This window comes from Streptomyces sp. NPDC031670 (assembly GCF_055580545.1).
Genome location: NZ_JBVILC010000006.1, coordinates 337966 through 354554 on the forward strand (window position 1 = coordinate 337966; position 16589 = coordinate 354554).

Sequence of the window (16589 nt, forward strand, 5' to 3'; positions counted from 1 at the left end):
GCGACCCTGGTACCGTGCGAAGTTATGGAGAGGGGAAAGGGGGGGGGGGGAAAGTCCCTTAGGGGGGGGGGGGAGGGAATCCCCGCGGGGGGGTGGGGGGGGGGGGGGGGGGCCCCCCCCCCCCCCCCCGCACCTGTTGGCGATCAGGTCAGACGGCGAGCGCCTGGGCGCGGCGCTTCACCTCCGTGCCGCGATTCTCGCTCAGGGCCTGGGCGGGGGTGCCGGGCAGGGTCGGGTCGGGGGTGAAGAGCCACTCCAGCATCTCCTGGTCGGAGTAGCCGTCGTCCCGCAGGAGGGTGAGGGTGCCGCTGAGGCCCTTCACGACCTTGTCGCCGTCGATGAAGGCGGCGGGCACCTGCAGCGTCCTGTTCTCACCGCGGCGCACGGCGATGAGCTGGCCCTCCTTGACCAGCTGCCGCACCCGCGTCACCTCGACATCGAGCATCTCCGCGATGTCGGGAAGGTGGAGCCAGGCGGGGACGAGTGCATCGGTTTTCGCGTCAATCTCGGTCACGGGACAAGCGTGCCATCCCGGGCTGACACTCGGTAGCCGGAGGTCGGCCGACTGCCGCCTTGAGGGGGACGGACGGGTCGGCGGCGCGGACCGGATCCAGGCTCGCACCTGCCTCGATGAGCTTGCGGCCCTGCGCCAGATCGCGCGGTCGGCCGACGGCCAGGAGGGCGACGAGCACCCCCTCGCGCAGCCAGCACACCGACCAGGCGGCGCCCGCCGGGTCGCCCCGCCACAGCAGCCGGTCGGCTCCGCCGTGGTGACCGGCGTACTGCACGAACCTGCCGAACTGCTCGGACCAGAAGTACGGCACCGGGTCGTAGGGCAGGACCGCCTCGCCGACGATGTCGGCGGCCACCGTGCGCGGCCCCTGGAGCGCGTTGTCCCAGTGGTGGATGAGCAGCCGTTCGCCGTAGCGGGCCGAGGGGAAGGAGGCGCAGTCGCCGACCGCGTAGACGTCCGGCAGGGAGGTGCGCAGCCGGTCGTCGGCGGTGACCGCGCCCTCCGCCCCGCGCTCGATGCCGGTGCCGGCCAGCCAGTCCGTGGTGGGCCGGGCGCCGATGCCGACGACGACCGCGTCGGCCGGCACGCGGCGGCCGTCCGTGAGGACGACGGCCCCGGGCTCGACGGTCGCCACGCGCGCGCGGGTGAGCAGCTCGGCGCCGCTCTCCGCGTACCAGGCGGCCATCGGCTCGGTGACCTCGGCGGGCAGCGCGCCCGCGAGCGGGCGGTCCGCGGCCTCGACGACGGTGACCGCGCAGCCCGCCTCGCGCGCGGCCGTGGCGAACTCGGCGCCGATCCAGCCCGCCCCGACGACCACGACGCGCCGCCGCGCGGCGAGCACCGCGCGCAGCCGTGCGGCGTCGTCGAGGGTGCGCAGCAGATGGACGTCCGGCAGGTCCTCGACGCCGGGCAGGGTGAGGGGTTCGGCGCCGGAGGCGATCACCAGGGCGTCGTACGGGACGGGTCCGGCCGCGGTGTCGATCTCGTGCTCACGCGCGCGTACGCCGGTGACCCGCTCGTCCAGGCGCAACCGGACGCCGAGGCCCTCGAAGTCCACCTCGAAGGCCGAGCCCTCGGCCTTCCCGAGCAGCACCGCCTTGGAGAGCGGGGGCCGGTCGTAGGGCTGGTGGGGTTCGGCGCCGATGAGGGTGATCGGGCCCGGGAAACCCTGTTCGCGCAGGGCCACCGCGGTCTGGACCCCGGCCATGCCCGCGCCGACGACCACCACGTGCCGCTGTTCCGCATGCGTCTGCTGTTCGCTCACCCGATCACCATAAGCATCTGACGAATCGTCAGGCAGCCTGGCCCGGATGCTCCCTACTGCCGATGGGCCGCTGGGGCTAGTCTGGCCGACGTACCGCCCGTACTCCGAAGGCCTGGGCCGAAGGACGCGCGGCGGCACCCCAACCATCTCGCGGGAGCCCGGACGCACCGGGCTGAGAGGGAGGCTGCGGCGGCCTCCGACCGTACGAACCTGATCCGGGTCATGCCGGCGAAGGGAGGGGCTGGACGCCCATGCATTCATCCCGAAAAGGGGCAGTTCCCCACGGGTCGGACGTGCTGGTGATCGGCGGCGGCATCATCGGCCTCGTCACGGCGTGGCGGGCTGCGCGGCTGGGTCTGCGCACCGCGCTCGCCGACCCCGCGCCCGGCGGCGGCGCCGCCCAGGTCGCGGCCGGCATGCTCGCCGCCGTCACCGAGCTCCACTACGGCGAGGAGACCCTCCTCGGCCTCAACCTGGCCTCCGCGCGGCGCTACCCGGACTTCGTGGCCGAGCTGGAGGAGGCGAGCGGCCTCACCACCGGCTACCGCGCCTGCGGCACCCTCGCGGTGGCCCTGGACGCCGACGACCGCGCCCATCTGCGCGAGCTGCACGCGCTCCAGCAGCGTCTGGGGCTCGACTCGCAGTGGCTCACCGGGCGCGAGTGCCGCCGCCTGGAGCCGATGCTGGCCCCCGGCGTGCGCGGCGGCCTGCGGGTCGACGGCGACCACCAGATCGACCCGCGCCGCCTCTCCAGGGCCCTTCTCACGGCCTGCGAGCGGGCCGGGGTGGAGTTCCACCACGCCTGGGCCGAGCGGCTCTCGGTGGTACGCGAGCGGGCCGCCGGGGCCGTCCTGGCCGACGGCACCGTGCTCGCCGCCGATCAGGTCGTCCTCGCGGCCGGCAGTCTCAGCGCCCGGCTGGCCGGGGTCCCGGAGGAGCTCCGCCCGCCCGTACGCCCGGTCAAGGGCCAGGTGCTGCGGCTGACCGTGCCGCCCGCGTACGCCCCGTTCCTGTCCCGCACGGTCCGCGCGGTGGTCCGCGGCAGCCACGTCTACCTGGTGCCGCGCGCCGACGGCGAGCTCGTCGTCGGCGCCACCAGCGAGGAGCTGGGATGGGACACCACGGTCACCGCGGGCGGCGTCTACGAACTGCTGCGCGACGCGCACGAGCTGGTGCCCGGCATCACCGAGCTGCCGCTCACCGAGACCCGCGCCGGGCTGCGCCCCGGCTCCCCCGACAACGCGCCGCTGCTCGGCCCCACCGCCCTGCCCGGTCTGCATCTGGCCACCGGCCACTACCGCAACGGGGTGCTGCTCACCCCCGTCACCGGCGACGCGCTGGCGCACGCGCTGGCCACCGGCGAGCTCCCCGCCGAGGCACGCGCCTTCACCCCCCGCCGTTTCACCTCCGCCCCCGCGGAGTCCGTACCGCAGGAGCTGACCGTATGACCGCCTCCCTGACGACCGTCTCCGTGAACGGCGAGGCGCGCGACCTCGCCGCCGGCACCACCCTCGACGTCCTCGTCGCCACCCTGACGCCCGCGCGCGCCGGGGTCGCCGCCGCCGTCAACGAGACGGTCGTACCGCGCGGCCGGTGGGCCGCGACCACGCTCGGCGACGGTGACCGCGTCGAGGTCCTGACCGCCGTGCAGGGGGGCTGAACCATGGCCGACGACCTGTTCGCCCTCGGCGGGACGACCTTCGGCTCGCGGCTGATCATGGGCACCGGCGGGGCGCCGAGCCTGGACGTCCTGGAGCGCTCGCTCGCCGCCTCCGGCACGGAGCTGACGACCGTCGCGATGCGCCGCCTCGACCCGACCGTGCAGGGTTCGGTGCTGTCCGTCCTGGAGAGGCTCGGCATCTCCGTCCTGCCGAACACGGCGGGCTGCTTCACCGCCGGGGAGGCGGTGCTCACCGCCCGCCTCGCGCGCGAGGCGCTCGGCACGGACTGGGTGAAGCTGGAGGTGGTCGCCGACGAGCGCACCCTGCTGCCCGACCCGGTCGAGCTGCTCGACGCGGCGGAAGTGCTGGTCGACGACGGTTTCACGGTGCTGCCGTACACCAACGACGACCCGGTCCTGGCCCGGCGGCTGGAGGACGTGGGGTGCGCGGCGATCATGCCGCTGGGCTCCCCCATCGGCTCCGGGCTCGGCATCCGCAACCCGCACAACTTCGAGCTGATCGTGGACCGCGCCACCGTCCCGGTCATCCTGGACGCGGGCGCGGGCACGGCCTCGGACGCGGCGCTCGCCATGGAGCTGGGGTGCTCGGCGGTGATGCTCGCCTCGGCGGTCACGCGCGCGCAGGAGCCGGTGCTGATGGCGGAGGCGATGCGGTACGCGGTGGAGGCGGGGCGGCTGGCGTACCGGGCAGGCCGCATCCCCCGCCGCCACTTCGCCGAGGCGTCGTCCCCGGTGGAGGGCCGGGCGGCCCTGGACCCGGAACGCCCGGCGTTCTGAGGGGCCGCGTGGGTGCGCGTTCCCCAGCGGGCCGGTGGGGGGCTGGTCGTGCGGTTCCCCGCGCCCCTACCGGGCCGGGGTGTGCCCCTCGGGGGCCCGCAGGGCCCTCTCAGGGGCGCGGGGAACCGCACGAGCAACCCCCCGCAACCCGCACACGAAGACCGCACCCCACCCCGCCCCACGTCACCGCGTCGCGTCACAGCTCGGCTTCAGTCCCGCCCCGGTACCACCCGGGACGGCGGGGCTGTCCGAGGCCGCTCGTAGACTCTGCTGCGTGGATACGACCCTTCAGGACCCGCTCGTCGGGCAGGTGCTCGACGGCCGCTACCGCGTCGAGGCGCGCATCGCCGTCGGCGGTATGGCCACGGTCTACCGGGCCGTCGACACCCGGCTCGACCGGGTGCTCGCCCTCAAGGTGATGCACCCCGCCCTCGCCGCCGACGGCTCGTTCGTGGAGCGGTTCATCCGCGAGGCCAAGTCCGTCGCCCGGCTCGCCCACCCCAATGTGGTCGGCGTCTTCGACCAGGGCACCGACGGCGGATACGTCTACCTGGCGATGGAGTACGTGGCGGGCTGCACCCTGCGCGACGTGCTGCGCGAGCGCGGCGCCCTCCAGCCCCGGGCCGCCCTCGACATCCTGGAGCCGGTCCTCGCCGCCCTCGGCGCGGCCCACCGGGCCGGCTTCGTCCACCGGGACATGAAGCCGGAGAACATCCTGATAGGGGACGACGGCCGGGTAAAGGTCGCCGACTTCGGCCTGGTCAGGGCCGTGGACACGGTCACCAGCACCACCGGCACCGTCCTCGGCACCGTCTCCTACCTGGCGCCCGAGCAGATCGAGCAGGGCACCGCGGATACCCGCGCCGACGTCTACGCGTGCGGTGTCGTGCTGTACGAGATGCTCACCGGCGCCAAACCGCACTCCGGCGAGAACGCCGCCCAGATCCTCTACGCCCACCTCCACGAGGGCGTGCCCGCCCCGTCCGCCGTCGTGCCCGGCCTCGCCATGGAGCTGGACGAGCTGGTGGCGTCGGCCACCGCCCGCCACCCCGACACGCGGCCGTACGACGCGGTGGGCCTGCTGGCGCAGACCCGCGCGGCCCGCGCCGCGCTCACCGACGAGCAGCTGGACACGGTGCCCCCGCAGGCCCTGCCGACGGCCGGGGCCACCGGCTCCGAGGACCGTACGAGCGTCATACCGCGCGCGGCGGCGACCCCGCCCAGGGGCACCGCGCCCACGGCGGGCACCGCCCCGCTCCCGGCCGAGCAGGACCACGTCAACCGCACCAGCCGGCTCACCATGCCGCCGCCCGGGCCCGCCCCCACGCGTGCGCGCGGCGGCCGGACACGCCTCGTCCTGAACGGCCGGCGCGGCCTGATCGCGGTGATCGCCGCCGTGCTGCTGGTCCTGGGGGTCGGCGCCGGGGTCTGGTACATCAACTCCGGCCAGTTCACCCACGTCCCCGCCGTCATCGGGCAGAGCGAGAGCGCCGCCAAGAAGCGGCTGGAGGACGCGGGCCTTTCGGTGAAGAAGGTCGACCGCCGCCACAGCGACACCGTCAAGCGCGGGACGGTCATCGAGACGGACCCGGAGACCGGCGCGCGCGTGCGGGGCAACGCCTCGGTGACCGTGGTCATCTCCAGCGGCCCCGAGATGGTCAAGGTCCCGGACGTCGGCGGCAAGTCGCTGGACGACGCCAAGAAGGCCCTGACCGACGCCGGGCTGACGCCGGGGGCGGTCACCGAGGAGTTCGACGAGGACACCGACCAGGGCTCGGTCGTCAGCACCGAACCGTCCGCGGGTGCCTCGCGCCGCGCGGACTCCGCGGTCGCCCTCGTCGTCAGCAAGGGCGCCCCCGTCGAGACCCCCGGCGTCGTCGGGGACTCGGTGGAGGACGCCACCTCGGCGCTGAAGGACGCGGGGCTGGAGGTGACCGTCGCGCCCGAGCAGGTCAACTCGCCGCAGGAGGCGGGCAGTGTCGCCGCCCAGTCCGCGGCGGAGGGCTCCCGCCTCGCCAAGGGCGACACGGTCACGCTCACCGTCTCCAAGGGCCCCCGGATGGTCACCGTGCCCAAGGTGACCGGCGAGAAGAGCGACGACGCCAAGAAGGACCTGGAGAAGGCGGGTTTCAAGGTCAAGGTCGACCACGGCTTCCCGTTCCTCAGCGACGAGATCGCCAGTCAGTCCGTCGACGCCGGCTCCCAGGCGCCCGAGGGCTCCACCATCACCATCAAGACCAAGGGACTCTGAACCACCCCATGCGCAACCCCATCGGCGGCCACGTCCCCGTGGCCGGCGGCCTCGCCACGACCGGCCTCGCCTACGCGCGCGACATCGGCGCCGAGACCGTCCAGGTCTTCGTCGCCAACCCGCGCGGCTGGGCGACCCCGCCCGGCAACCCCGCCCAGGACGAGAAGTTCCGCGCGGAGTGCGCCGCCGAGGGCATCTCCGCGTACGTCCACGCCCCCTATCTGATCAACTTCGGCTCGCACACCGAGGCGACCGCCGAGAGGTCGGTGGAGTCGCTGCGGCACTCGCTGCGCCGGGGCCGGGCGATCGGCGCGCTCGGCGTGGTCGTGCACACCGGCTCGGCGACCGGCGGCAGGCCGCGCGCCGAGGCGCTGGCGCAGGTACGGGAGCGGCTGCTGCCGCTCCTGGACGAGCTCACCCACGACGACGACCCGTTCCTGCTGCTGGAGTCGACGGCCGGGCAGGGCGCCTCGCTGTGCTCGCGGACCTGGGACTTCGGTCCGTACTTCGAGGCACTGGACGCCCACCCCCGGCTCGGCGTCTGCCTGGACACCTGCCACATCCACGCCGCCGGGCACGACCTGGCCGCGCCCGGCGGGGCGGCGCAGACCCTGGACCTGCTGGTGGAGACCGTCGGCGAGGGGCGGCTGAAGCTGATCCACGCCAACGACTCCAAGGAGGGCGTCGACTCGCACCTGGACCGGCACGTGAACATCGGGGCGGGCCACATAGGCGCCGAGCCGTTCCGCGAGCTGCTGGCGCACCCGGCGACCGAGGGCGTACCGCTGGTCATCGAGACACCCGGCGGGAAGGAGGGACAGGCGGCGGACGTGGCGCTGCTGAAGTCCCTGAGACTCTGATCTTCCCTCCCGAAGAGCCTTGAGGAATACCCCTGGGGGGTATACCGTTCCTGTCATCGACAGGAACGGTCATCCGGCGTTGGGGGAAGTCATGCAGCACGAGGCGCACACGCACACCGAGCACGGCCACCACGAGCACGGCCCGCACCAGGACCAGGGCGGCCACGCGGGACACGGTGAGCACGCGGGACACGTCGGCCACGCCGGCCACGCGGACCACCACGAGCACCAGCAGCACGGCGACGCGCACGCCCACCACGGCCACGGCGGCGGCAAGGTCAGCTGGTCGATGGCCGCCCAGGCCACCCTGCACTGCCTCACCGGCTGCGCCATCGGCGAAGTGCTGGGCATGATCGTGGGCACCGCGTTCGGCTGGGGCAACATGCCGACGATGGTGCTGGCCATCGTGCTGGCCTTCTTCTTCGGCTACTCGCTCACCCTGCGCGGTATCACCCGGGCCGGCGTCGACTTCCGTACCGCCTTCAAGGTCGCGCTCGCCGCGGACACCCTCTCCATCGCCGTCATGGAGCTGATCGACAACGGGGTGATCGCCCTCTGGCCGGCCGCCATGGACGCGACGCTCTCGGACGCGCTGTTCTGGGGCTCACTGGTGGTCTCGCTGGCGCTCGCCTTCGTGATCACCACACCGGTCAACAAGTGGATGATCGGGCGCGGCAAGGGCCACGCGGTGGTGCACCAGTACCACCACTGATCACCGAGGGCACCGCACACACCAGGGAAATCAGAGCTCGGGGCCGTCCCCGGGCTCTTCCTGGTACGAGTAGCGCTGCTCCCGCCAGGGGTCACCGACGTTGTGGTAGCCCCGCTCCTCCCAGAAACCCCGCCGGTCCGCCGTCATGTACTCGATGCCGCGGACCCACTTCGGGCCCTTCCAGGCGTACAGGTGCGGGACGACCAGCCGTACCGGGAAACCGTGCTCGGCGGTCAGCAGGTCGCCGCCCTTGTGGGTGGCGAAGACCGTACGGTCGGAGAGGAAGTCGGCGAGGCGCAGATTGGAACTGAAGCCGTACTCGGCCCAGACCATCACATGGGTGACATCCGGGGCGGGCGGCGCGAGTTCGGCGACCGTGCGCGCGAGGACTCCGCCCCATTCGGCCCCCAGCATCGAGAACTTCGTGACACAGTGAAGATCCGCGACGACCGTGGCGAAGGGCAGGGCCGTGAACTCCTCGTGGTTCCAGCAGTGCTTGTCGCCGTCGGCGGTGGCCCCGAAGACCCGGAACTCCCACCGCTCCGGCTTGAACCGGGGCACCGGGCCGTAGTGGGTGACCGGCCAGCCGCGCTGGAGCCGCTGCCCCGGGGGAAGCTCCGACTGCGCTGCTCCCCGTTGCTCCGGGCGTTCCGGCTGACCCATGACTCCATGGTGACAGACGGCGAGGGGTGGTCATGACCAGCGGCGCCCGATTCGGGCAACTCCTACTAAGCGTGTACTTACTGGACGCTCCCCGCACGCGGTGCGAGGATGCGCGCGAATCTGCCCCTCACCCGTGTGGAAGGAGCCTCTGCGATGCAGGGCGACCCCGAGGTCATCGAGTTCCTGAACGAGCAGCTGACCGCCGAGCTCACCGCGATCAACCAGTACTTCCTGCACGCGAAGATGCAGGAGAACTTCGGCTGGACGAAGCTCGCCAAGTACACGCGCCATGAGTCGTTCGACGAGATGAAGCACGCGGAGGTGCTGACCGACAGGATCCTGTTCCTGGACGGGCTGCCCAACTACCAGCGGCTCTTCCACGTCCGGGTCGGGCAGACGGTCACCGAGATGTTCCAGGCGGACCGGCAGGTGGAGGTCGAGGCGATCGACCGCCTCAAGCGCGGGATCGAGGTCATGCGGGCCAAGGGGGACATCACCTCGGCGAACATCTTCGAGTCGATCCTGGCGGACGAGGAGCACCACATCGACTACCTCGACACCCAGCTCGAACTGGTCGAGAAGCTCGGTGAGGCGCTGTACATCGCGCAGCTCATCGAGCAGCCGGAGAGCTAGGGCTAGGCGGCGTCGGCGAGCTCGGGGTCGGCAAGCTCGGGGTCGGCGGCGAGGACCGCGCCGGACCCGCCCTTCTCCAGCAGCTCCCGGCGGGGGCAGGCGCCGCGGCCCAGCAGACCCTGGATGGTGCGGACACAGGAGCCGCAGTCCGTGCCGGCCTTGGTGACCGAGGCGATCTGGCGCGGGGTGCAGGCGCCCTCGGCCGCGTGCTGCTCGACCTGCTTGTCGGTGATGCCGAAGCAAGAGCAGACGTACACGCGGGTCACCTCCCTGGCAGGAACGGTCCGGCAGCCATCCCCTATTCGGTGAGGCTTACCTAACCGTACCTGCTGTCCGGGAGGACGAAAAGCCCCGGATACGCCCGTGGGGCGCGGATCACAGATCCGCGCCCCACGTCTCGTAGGAAGCTCCCTACCGATCCCGGTACATCACTGGTCCCGGTACATCTCGGCGACCAGGAAGGCCAGGTCCAGGGACTGGCTGCGGTTGAGGCGGGGGTCGCAGGCCGTCTCGTAGCGCTGGTGCAGGTCGTCGACGAAGATCTCGTCGCCGCCGCCCACGCACTCGGTGACGTCGTCACCGGTGAGCTCGACGTGGATACCGCCCGGGTGGGTGCCCAGCGCCTTGTGGACCTCGAAGAAGCCCTTGACCTCGTCGAGCACGTCGTCGAAGCGGCGGGTCTTGTGGCCGGAGGCCGCCTCGAAGGTGTTGCCGTGCATCGGGTCGGTGACCCAGGCGACGACCGCGCCGGAGGCGGTGACCTTCTCCACCAGCTCGGGCAGCTTGTCGCGGACCTTGTCGGCACCCATCCGGACGATGAAGGTCAGCCGGCCCGGCTCGCGGTCCGGGTCGAGCCGGTCCACGTAGGTGAGCGCCTCGTCGACCGAGGTCGTGGGGCCGAGCTTGATCCCGATCGGGTTGCTGATGCGGGAGGCGAACTCGATGTGCGCGTGGTCGAGCTGCCGGGTGCGCTCGCCGACCCAGACCATGTGGCCGGAGGTGTCGTAGAGCTTGCCGGTGCGCGAGTCGACCCGGGTCAGCGCCGACTCGTAGTCGAGCAGCAGCGCCTCGTGCGAGGCGTAGAACTCGACGGCCTTGAACTCGGCCGGGTCGGTGCCGCACGCCTTCATGAAGTTCAGCGCGTTGTCGATCTCACGGGCCAGCTGCTCGTAGCGCTGGCCGGACGGGGACTGCTTGACGAAGTCCTGGTTCCAGGCGTGCACCTGGCGCAGATCGGCGTAGCCGCCGGTGGTGAAGGCGCGGACCAGGTTGAGCGTGGAGGCGGAGGCGTTGTACATCCGCTTCAGGCGCTCGGGGTCCGGGACGCGCGCGGCCTCGGTGAAGTCGAAGCCGTTGACCGAGTCGCCACGGTAGGTCGGCAGGGTCACGCCGTCGCGGGTCTCGGTGCCCTTGGAGCGCGGCTTGGAGTACTGTCCGGCGATCCGGCCGACCTTGACGACGGGCACGGAGGCGGCGTACGTCAGCACGGCGCTCATCTGGAGGAGGGTCTTGAGCTTGGCCCTGATGTGATCGGCGGACACTCCGTCGAACGCCTCGGCGCAGTCACCGCCCTGGAGCAGGAACGCCTCGCCCTTGGCGACGGCCCCCATCCGGGCGCGCAGCTGGTCGCACTCGCCCGCGAAGACGAGCGGCGGATACGACTCGAGGTCCGCGATCACATCGCGCAGAGCCTCGGCATCGGGGTACTCGGGCTGCTGCGCCGCGGGAAGGTCACGCCAGGTGTTTACGTTCACGGTCACCCCCATTACCTTACGGGGTCGGCCAAGCCGTCCATACGCCCGCCCACCTGATGAGACACGCGGACGGTCGCCCGGTGACGGGCCCGAGCCGGGTGCCTGCTAGCCTCTGCGCGTTTCAGAAGTGCTTCAGAAATCAACAGAGCCAGCAGGGGTGGGCGTTGAAGCGGACACACCGCAGAGACCGCAAGAAGAAGCTGATCGCCTACGGGGTGAGCACGGCTGTCGTCGCCGGTGCCGCGATCACCGGTCTGGCGGTGGCCTCCCCCGGCCCCGCCACCGCGAACACCAGGCCGGCCGGTCCGGCCACCGAGCTCCAGGCCCGGTTCGCCGACGCCGCGCGCGAATTCCATGTGCCGCAGAGCGTGCTGATGGCGGTCTCGTACCGGCAGACGCTGTGGGAGAGCCACGACGGGCAGCCGTCGACGACCGGCGCGTACAACGTCATGGGGCTGACCCGGGTGACGGCGGACGACGTCGAGCAGCCGACGGACGCCGAGCGCCTGTCGCACCTCAACATGAGCGGCGACCCGGCCGTCATGAAGCACTTCGACGCCAGGCGCGCCCTGAAGAAGGCGCCGAAGGCCGTCGACACGAGCGACCCCCGGCTGCACACGCTGGACGAGGCCGCCGAGCTGATCGACAAGCCGGTGGACGCGGTCCGCGAGGACGCGAACCAGTCCGTGCGCGCGGGGGCCGCGCTGCTCGCGAAGTACCAGAAGGACGCGACGGGCTCGCTGCCCGAGGACGCGGGCCGGTGGTACGCGGCCGTGGCCCGCTACAGCCAGGCGCCGGACACCAAGGGCGCGTCGCTCTTCGCGAAGCGGGTGTACGAGTCGATCCGGACCGGTGAGGCCCGGGTCACGGCGGACGGCCAGCAGCTCGCCCTGGCCGCCGACCCGTCGGTGAAGCCGGTCAGGCCGGAGACGATGTCGCTGGCGGCGTTCACCGCGACGACGGCCCCGACGCCGGAGTGCCCGGCGGGGCTGAACTGCGACTTCCAGGCGGCGGCGTACAAGCAGAACAGCTCCACGCCGGACGACTTCGGCAACTACAACGAGTCGAACCGCCCCTCGAACGGCGAGGACATCCGCTACCTCGTCATCCACGACACCGAGGGCGGCTACGACGGGTCCCTGAAGACCTTCCAGGACCCCGCGTCGTACGCCAGCGCGCACTACATGGTCCGGGCCTCCGACGGTCTGGTCACCCAGCTGGTGGCGACCAAGGACGAGGCCTGGCACGCGGCCAACAAGACGATGAACATGCACTCGATCGGCATCGAGCACGAGGGCTATGCCATCAAGGACAACGCCACGTGGTACACCGAGCCTCAGTACGAGTCCTCGGCCGCGCTGGTGAAGTACCTGGCGAACCGGTTCTCCATCCCGCTCGACCGTGAGCACGTCGTCGGCCACGACGAGGTGCCGGGTGTGCTGGACACCAATGTGAAGTCCCAGCACTGGGACCCGGGCCCGTACTGGGACTGGAACCACTACATGAACCTGGTCGGCGCGCCCAGCGGCGACCAGGGCGCGGGCGGCCCGCTCAAGGCCGGCCAGCTGGTCCGGGTGGTCCCGCCGTTCACCACGGCCAACCAGCCCACGGTGACGTACAACGGCAGCACGTACAGCCGTCCGGCGAACTTCGGCTACCTGTACCAGACGCCGTCCACGTCCGGCTCGCCGCTGACCGACCCCTACCTCGGCGCCCAGACCGCGACCGAGGGTCCGAACTGGTCCAACAAGGTCGTCGCCGGTGGCGAGTACGTCGTCGCCGAGGCGCAGACCGACTGGACCGCGATCTGGTACGGCGGTCAGAAGGCCTGGTTCTACAACCCCGGCGGCAGGTTCACCGCCCCGGTGGGCAAGACCGGCCGGCCGGTCCTCCAGCCCAAGGCGGGGGCCGCGTCCATCCCGGTGTACGGGCGCGCCTACCCCGAGGACTCGGCCTACGCGGGGACCAACGTCCCGGTCCAGGCCAACAACTCGGCCTCGCTGACCAAGTACTCGATCCCGGCCGGTCAGGCCTACGTCCAGGCGGGCCCGGCGCAGCTGGGCGACTACTGGTTCGCCGGTACGTTCGCGGGCACCGGCACCGGTGACCGCACCCTGGTCCAGGGCAAGACCAACGCGTTCTACCCGATCCGGTACAACCACCGGATGGCGTGGGTGAAGGCCTCCGACGTCGACCAGGCGACCAGCACCGCCCCCGACCCGGGCACCACCCGCTACAACCTGCTCGGCCGGGACTCCTCCGGTGTGCTGTGGCAGTACCAGGGCACCAGCAGCGCCTCGACGCCGTTCTACGGGCGGTACCAGGTCGGCGGCGGCTGGCAGGGGTACAACACCGTCTCCGCGATGACCGCGCTGCGCGCGGACGGCACCGGCGACATGGTGGCCCGCGACGGCACCGGCACGCTCTGGTACTACCAGGGCAGCGGCAACCCGGACGCGCCCTTCAAGGGGCGGCTCAAGGTCGGCGGCGGCTGGCAGACGTACAACTTCCTGACCGGCGCCCGTGACCTCAACGGGGACGGGAAGGCCGATCTGATCGCCCGCGACGGCACCGGCGTGCTCTGGTACTACAAGGGCACCGGCACCCCGGCGGCGCCCTTCGCCGCGCGCGTGAAGATAGGCGGCGGCTGGCAGGGCTACAACGCGATGGTCTCCACCGGCGACCTCAACCGGGACGGCAGGGCCGACCTGGTAGCCCGGGACGGCTCGGGCGTGCTCTGGTACTACAAGGGCACCGGCACGCCGACCGCCCCGTACGCCCCGCGCGTCCAGATCGGCGGCGGCTGGCAGGGTTACAACACCCTGCTCGGCCCGAGCGACCTGAACGGCGACGGCCTCCCGGACCTGGTGGCCCGCGACTCCTCGGGTGTGCTCTGGTACTACAAGGGCACCGGCAGCGCGACCGGCGCGCCGTTCGCCGCACGCGTCCAGGTGGGCGGCGGCTGGCAGATGTTCAACCTGCTGGTCTGAGCAGAATCGATTCAGCGTGGCCCGTCCGCCCCTCGGATTCCGAGGGGCGGACGGGCCTTCGCGCATCCCGCGCCTCTTCCGCTAGGGTGCGGGGCATGTTCGCGCACCCGAACCAGAACTGGTGGTGGACCGCTCATCCGGCGGCCCACTGATCGCGCGTACTCCAGACCACGCGAAAGGCCGCCCGAGGGGCGGCCTTTTCTGTTTCCCGCGGCCGTTCCTCCTCCCGCACCACCGGAAGGAACCCGCATGTCCCGCACCGCGCAGACGCCGGCGCACACGCAGACGCCCACGTCCACGCACACGTCCACGCACACGTCCACGCACGCGCGCCTCGGCAGACTCCTCGACGACGACTGCCCGCCCTTCGCGCTGATCCGGCGCCGTACGCCCGGCCGCGACCACGACGTGGTCGAGCTGCTGATCGGCGGCGTACGGGAGGTGGAGCGGCTCGCCGACATCCCCTGCGGCGAGCGGCCCTCCCTCGCCCTGGTCCCGTTCCGGCAGATCCGCGAGCGCGGCTTCGGCGTACGCGACGACGGCACACCGCTCTCGGTCCTGGAGGCCGACGAGACGTACGAACTGCCGCTGGAGGAGGTCCTCAGGGCGCTGCCCCGGCACGAGGTGGCGGTCGAGGGCGGGGGCTTCGACGTCGGGGACGAGGAGTACGCCCGGATCGTGCGGCGGGTGATCGAGGACGAGATCGGCCGGGGCGAGGGCGCGAACTTCGTCATCCGGCGCACCTACACGGGCGAGATCCCCGGCTTCGGCCGGGCGGACGCGCTGGCACTGTTCGGCCGGCTGCTGGCGGGCGAGCGGGGGGCGTACTGGACGTTCGTCGTCCACACCGGCGGGCGCACGCTGGTGGGGGCGAGCCCCGAGGCGCATGTGCGGATGGCGGGCGGGACGGTGGTCATGAACCCGATCAGCGGGACCTACCGCTACCCGGCGGCCGGCCCCACCGCCGAGGACCTGCTCGCCTTCCTCTCCGACGAGAAGGAGATCGACGAGCTCTCCATGGTCGTCGACGAGGAGCTGAAGATGATGTGCACGGTGGGCGACCGGGGCGGGGTGGTGGTCGGGCCCCGGCTCAAGGAGATGGCCCATCTGGCACACACCGAGTACGAGTTGCGGGGCCGCAGCTCGCTGGACGCGCGCGAGGTGCTGCGCGAGACGATGTTCGCGGCGACGGTGACGGGTTCGCCGGTGCAGAACGCCTGCCGGGTGATCGAGCGGTACGAGGCGGGCGGGCGCGGCTACTACGCGGGCGCGCTCGCCCTGCTCGGCCGCGACGCGAACGGCGGCCAGACGCTCGACTCGCCCATCCTGATCCGTACGGCCGACATCGCGCCGGACGGGCGGGTACGGGTGCCGGTCGGGGCGACCCTGGTGCGCCACTCGGATCCGGCGGGCGAGGTGGCGGAGACGCACGCCAAGGCGGCGGGGGTGCTGGCGGCGCTGGGAGTGCGCCCGGGCCGCCCGGCCGCCGCCCGGCCCGGGCCCGCCCTGGCCGACGATCCGCGGGTGCGTGCCGCGCTGGACGCGCGGCGGGCGGATCTGGCGCCGTTCTGGCTGCGGATGCGGGAGCCCGTCGCGCCCTCGGGGGGCGAGGCGCTGGTGGTGGACGCCGAGGACACCTTCACGGCGATGCTGGCGCATCTGCTGCGGTCGTCGGGGCTGGGGGTGTCGGTGGTGCGGTACGACGCGGCCGGGCTGCGGGAGCGGGTGCTCGGGCACCGGGGGCCGGTGGTCCTGGGGCCCGGCCCCGGGGACCCCTCGGACGGGTCGGACGCGAAGATGCGGGTGCTGCGCCCGCTGGCGGCCGAGCTCCTGCGCACCCATCGGCACGGGCTGCTGGGGGTGTGCCTGGGGCACGAACTGATCGCGGCGGAGCTGGGGCTGCCGCTGGTGCGCAAGCGGGTGCCGTACCAGGGGGCGCAGGTACGGATCGACCTCTTCGGGAGTCCGGAGCGGGTCGGGTTCTACAACAGCTTCACGGCGCGGTGCGGGGAGGGGGAGGCTGTCGCGCTGGCCGGGCGGGGGGTGGAGGTGAGCCGGGACGTGGTGACGGGGGAGGTGCATGCCGTGCGGGGGCCGGGGTTCGCGGGGGTGCAGTTCCATCCGGAGTCGGTGTTGACGGTGCGGGGGGTGGGGGTGGTGGGGGATCTTGTGCGGGGGCTGGGGGCCGGGTGTGGATCCCCCACCCCGCCCCTTCCCTGAACCCTCCGGGGATGGGGGCGGCTTCCCCGGGGGCTGGCCGCACCCCCGGCCCCCGGCGGGGCTGCGCCCCGGGCCCCGCGTTTCGTCTGCGGGTGCGTGGGGGCCGGTCGCGCAGTTCCCCGCGCCCCTGGGGGGCTGGTCCGTGCGGGGTGCACACGCCGTTCCCCGCGCCCCTGGAAGGGCGGGCCTGCGGCCCCCGCCCCGCGTTCGGCTGCGGGTGGGCGGGGGCTGGGCGCGCAGTTCCCCGCGCCCCTGGGGGTTGGTCCGTGG

Annotated in this window: 15 protein-coding genes and 1 riboswitch; of the genes, 10 read left to right on the forward strand and 5 right to left on the reverse strand. The window is 72.6% G+C overall.

Annotated elements, in window-relative coordinates; genetic code table 11:
• Positions 1–148 precede the first annotated feature (148 nt).
• Positions 149–514 (reverse strand): Rv2175c family DNA-binding protein, encoded by a 366-nt coding sequence (locus ACZ5ID_RS14840; protein ID WP_358836483.1) that lies wholly within the window; start codon positions 512–514, stop codon positions 149–151.
• A complete protein-coding gene (locus ACZ5ID_RS14845) occupies positions 501–1778 on the reverse strand; it encodes an NAD(P)/FAD-dependent oxidoreductase (protein WP_468897400.1) in 1278 nt (425 codons plus the stop codon). The genes ACZ5ID_RS14840 and ACZ5ID_RS14845 overlap by 14 nt, the downstream gene beginning before the upstream one ends.
• A 140-nt stretch (positions 1779–1918) precedes the next feature.
• A riboswitch (TPP riboswitch) is annotated at positions 1919–2032 on the forward strand.
• Here ACZ5ID_RS14845 and thiO point away from each other — a divergent pair.
• The 6 genes from thiO to ACZ5ID_RS14875 all read left to right on the forward strand — a co-directional run bounded on the left by thiO (position 2030) and on the right by ACZ5ID_RS14875 (position 8059).
• Positions 2030–3226: a glycine oxidase ThiO gene (gene thiO / locus ACZ5ID_RS14850; protein ID WP_468897402.1), complete on the forward strand. Its 1197-nt coding sequence runs from the start codon at positions 2030–2032 to the stop codon at positions 3224–3226. (Overlaps the previous riboswitch by 3 nt.)
• A complete protein-coding gene (thiS, locus tag ACZ5ID_RS14855; protein WP_468897404.1) occupies positions 3223–3438 on the forward strand; it encodes a sulfur carrier protein ThiS in 216 nt (71 codons plus the stop codon). Before thiO ends, thiS begins: the two co-directional genes overlap by 4 nt.
• A gap of 3 nt (positions 3439–3441) precedes the next feature.
• Entirely contained in the window at positions 3442–4236 is a 795-nt protein-coding gene (locus tag ACZ5ID_RS14860) for a thiazole synthase (protein ID WP_468897405.1), read from the forward strand.
• Between the two features lie 274 nt (positions 4237–4510).
• The gene (gene pknB / locus ACZ5ID_RS14865; protein ID WP_468897406.1) at positions 4511–6487 is read left to right on the forward strand and encodes a Stk1 family PASTA domain-containing Ser/Thr kinase; all 1977 of its coding nucleotides are present in this window, start codon (positions 4511–4513) and stop codon (positions 6485–6487) included.
• A gap of 8 nt (positions 6488–6495) precedes the next feature.
• Positions 6496–7347, forward strand: coding sequence for a deoxyribonuclease IV (locus ACZ5ID_RS14870; protein ID WP_468897408.1), 852 nt, complete (start codon positions 6496–6498; stop codon positions 7345–7347).
• 91 nt (positions 7348–7438) lie between these two features.
• Positions 7439–8059, forward strand: a complete 621-nt coding sequence (locus ACZ5ID_RS14875; RefSeq protein ID WP_468897410.1) for a DUF4396 domain-containing protein — start codon at positions 7439–7441, stop codon at positions 8057–8059.
• Positions 8060–8089: 30 nt separating this feature from the next.
• On the opposite strand, the gene ACZ5ID_RS14880 is transcribed toward ACZ5ID_RS14875, so the two are convergent.
• Entirely contained in the window at positions 8090–8722 is a 633-nt protein-coding gene (locus ACZ5ID_RS14880; RefSeq protein WP_358836181.1) for a sulfite oxidase-like oxidoreductase, read from the reverse strand.
• 153 nt (positions 8723–8875) lie between these two features.
• On the opposite strand from ACZ5ID_RS14880, the gene bfr reads away from it, so the two are divergent.
• Positions 8876–9355: a bacterioferritin gene (gene bfr, locus ACZ5ID_RS14885; protein WP_188274092.1), complete on the forward strand. Its 480-nt coding sequence runs from the start codon at positions 8876–8878 to the stop codon at positions 9353–9355.
• 2 nt (positions 9356–9357) lie between these two features.
• Here the strand turns inward: bfr and ACZ5ID_RS14890 are convergent, their stop codons facing one another.
• On the reverse strand, positions 9358–9621 hold the full coding sequence (locus ACZ5ID_RS14890; protein ID WP_468897412.1) for a (2Fe-2S)-binding protein: 264 nt from the start codon (positions 9619–9621) through the stop codon (positions 9358–9360).
• Positions 9622–9783: 162 nt separating this feature from the next.
• The gene (locus tag ACZ5ID_RS14895; RefSeq protein ID WP_468897413.1) at positions 9784–11121 is read right to left on the reverse strand and encodes a class II 3-deoxy-7-phosphoheptulonate synthase; all 1338 of its coding nucleotides are present in this window, start codon (positions 11119–11121) and stop codon (positions 9784–9786) included.
• 152 nt (positions 11122–11273) lie between these two features.
• On the opposite strand from ACZ5ID_RS14895, the gene ACZ5ID_RS14900 reads away from it, so the two are divergent.
• The 3 genes from ACZ5ID_RS14900 to ACZ5ID_RS14910 all read left to right on the forward strand — a co-directional run bounded on the left by ACZ5ID_RS14900 (position 11274) and on the right by ACZ5ID_RS14910 (position 16319).
• Positions 11274–14099 carry an N-acetylmuramoyl-L-alanine amidase gene (locus tag ACZ5ID_RS14900; RefSeq protein ID WP_468897415.1) on the forward strand — a complete coding sequence of 942 codons (2826 nt, stop codon included), beginning with the start codon at positions 11274–11276 and terminating at the stop codon, positions 14097–14099.
• 95 nt (positions 14100–14194) lie between these two features.
• Positions 14195–14251 (forward strand): trp operon leader peptide, encoded by a 57-nt coding sequence (locus ACZ5ID_RS14905; protein ID WP_358836186.1) that lies wholly within the window; start codon positions 14195–14197, stop codon positions 14249–14251.
• Positions 14252–14348: 97 nt separating this feature from the next.
• Positions 14349–16319: an anthranilate synthase family protein gene (locus ACZ5ID_RS14910; RefSeq protein ID WP_468897417.1), complete on the forward strand. Its 1971-nt coding sequence runs from the start codon at positions 14349–14351 to the stop codon at positions 16317–16319.
• Positions 16320–16589 lie beyond the last annotated feature (270 nt).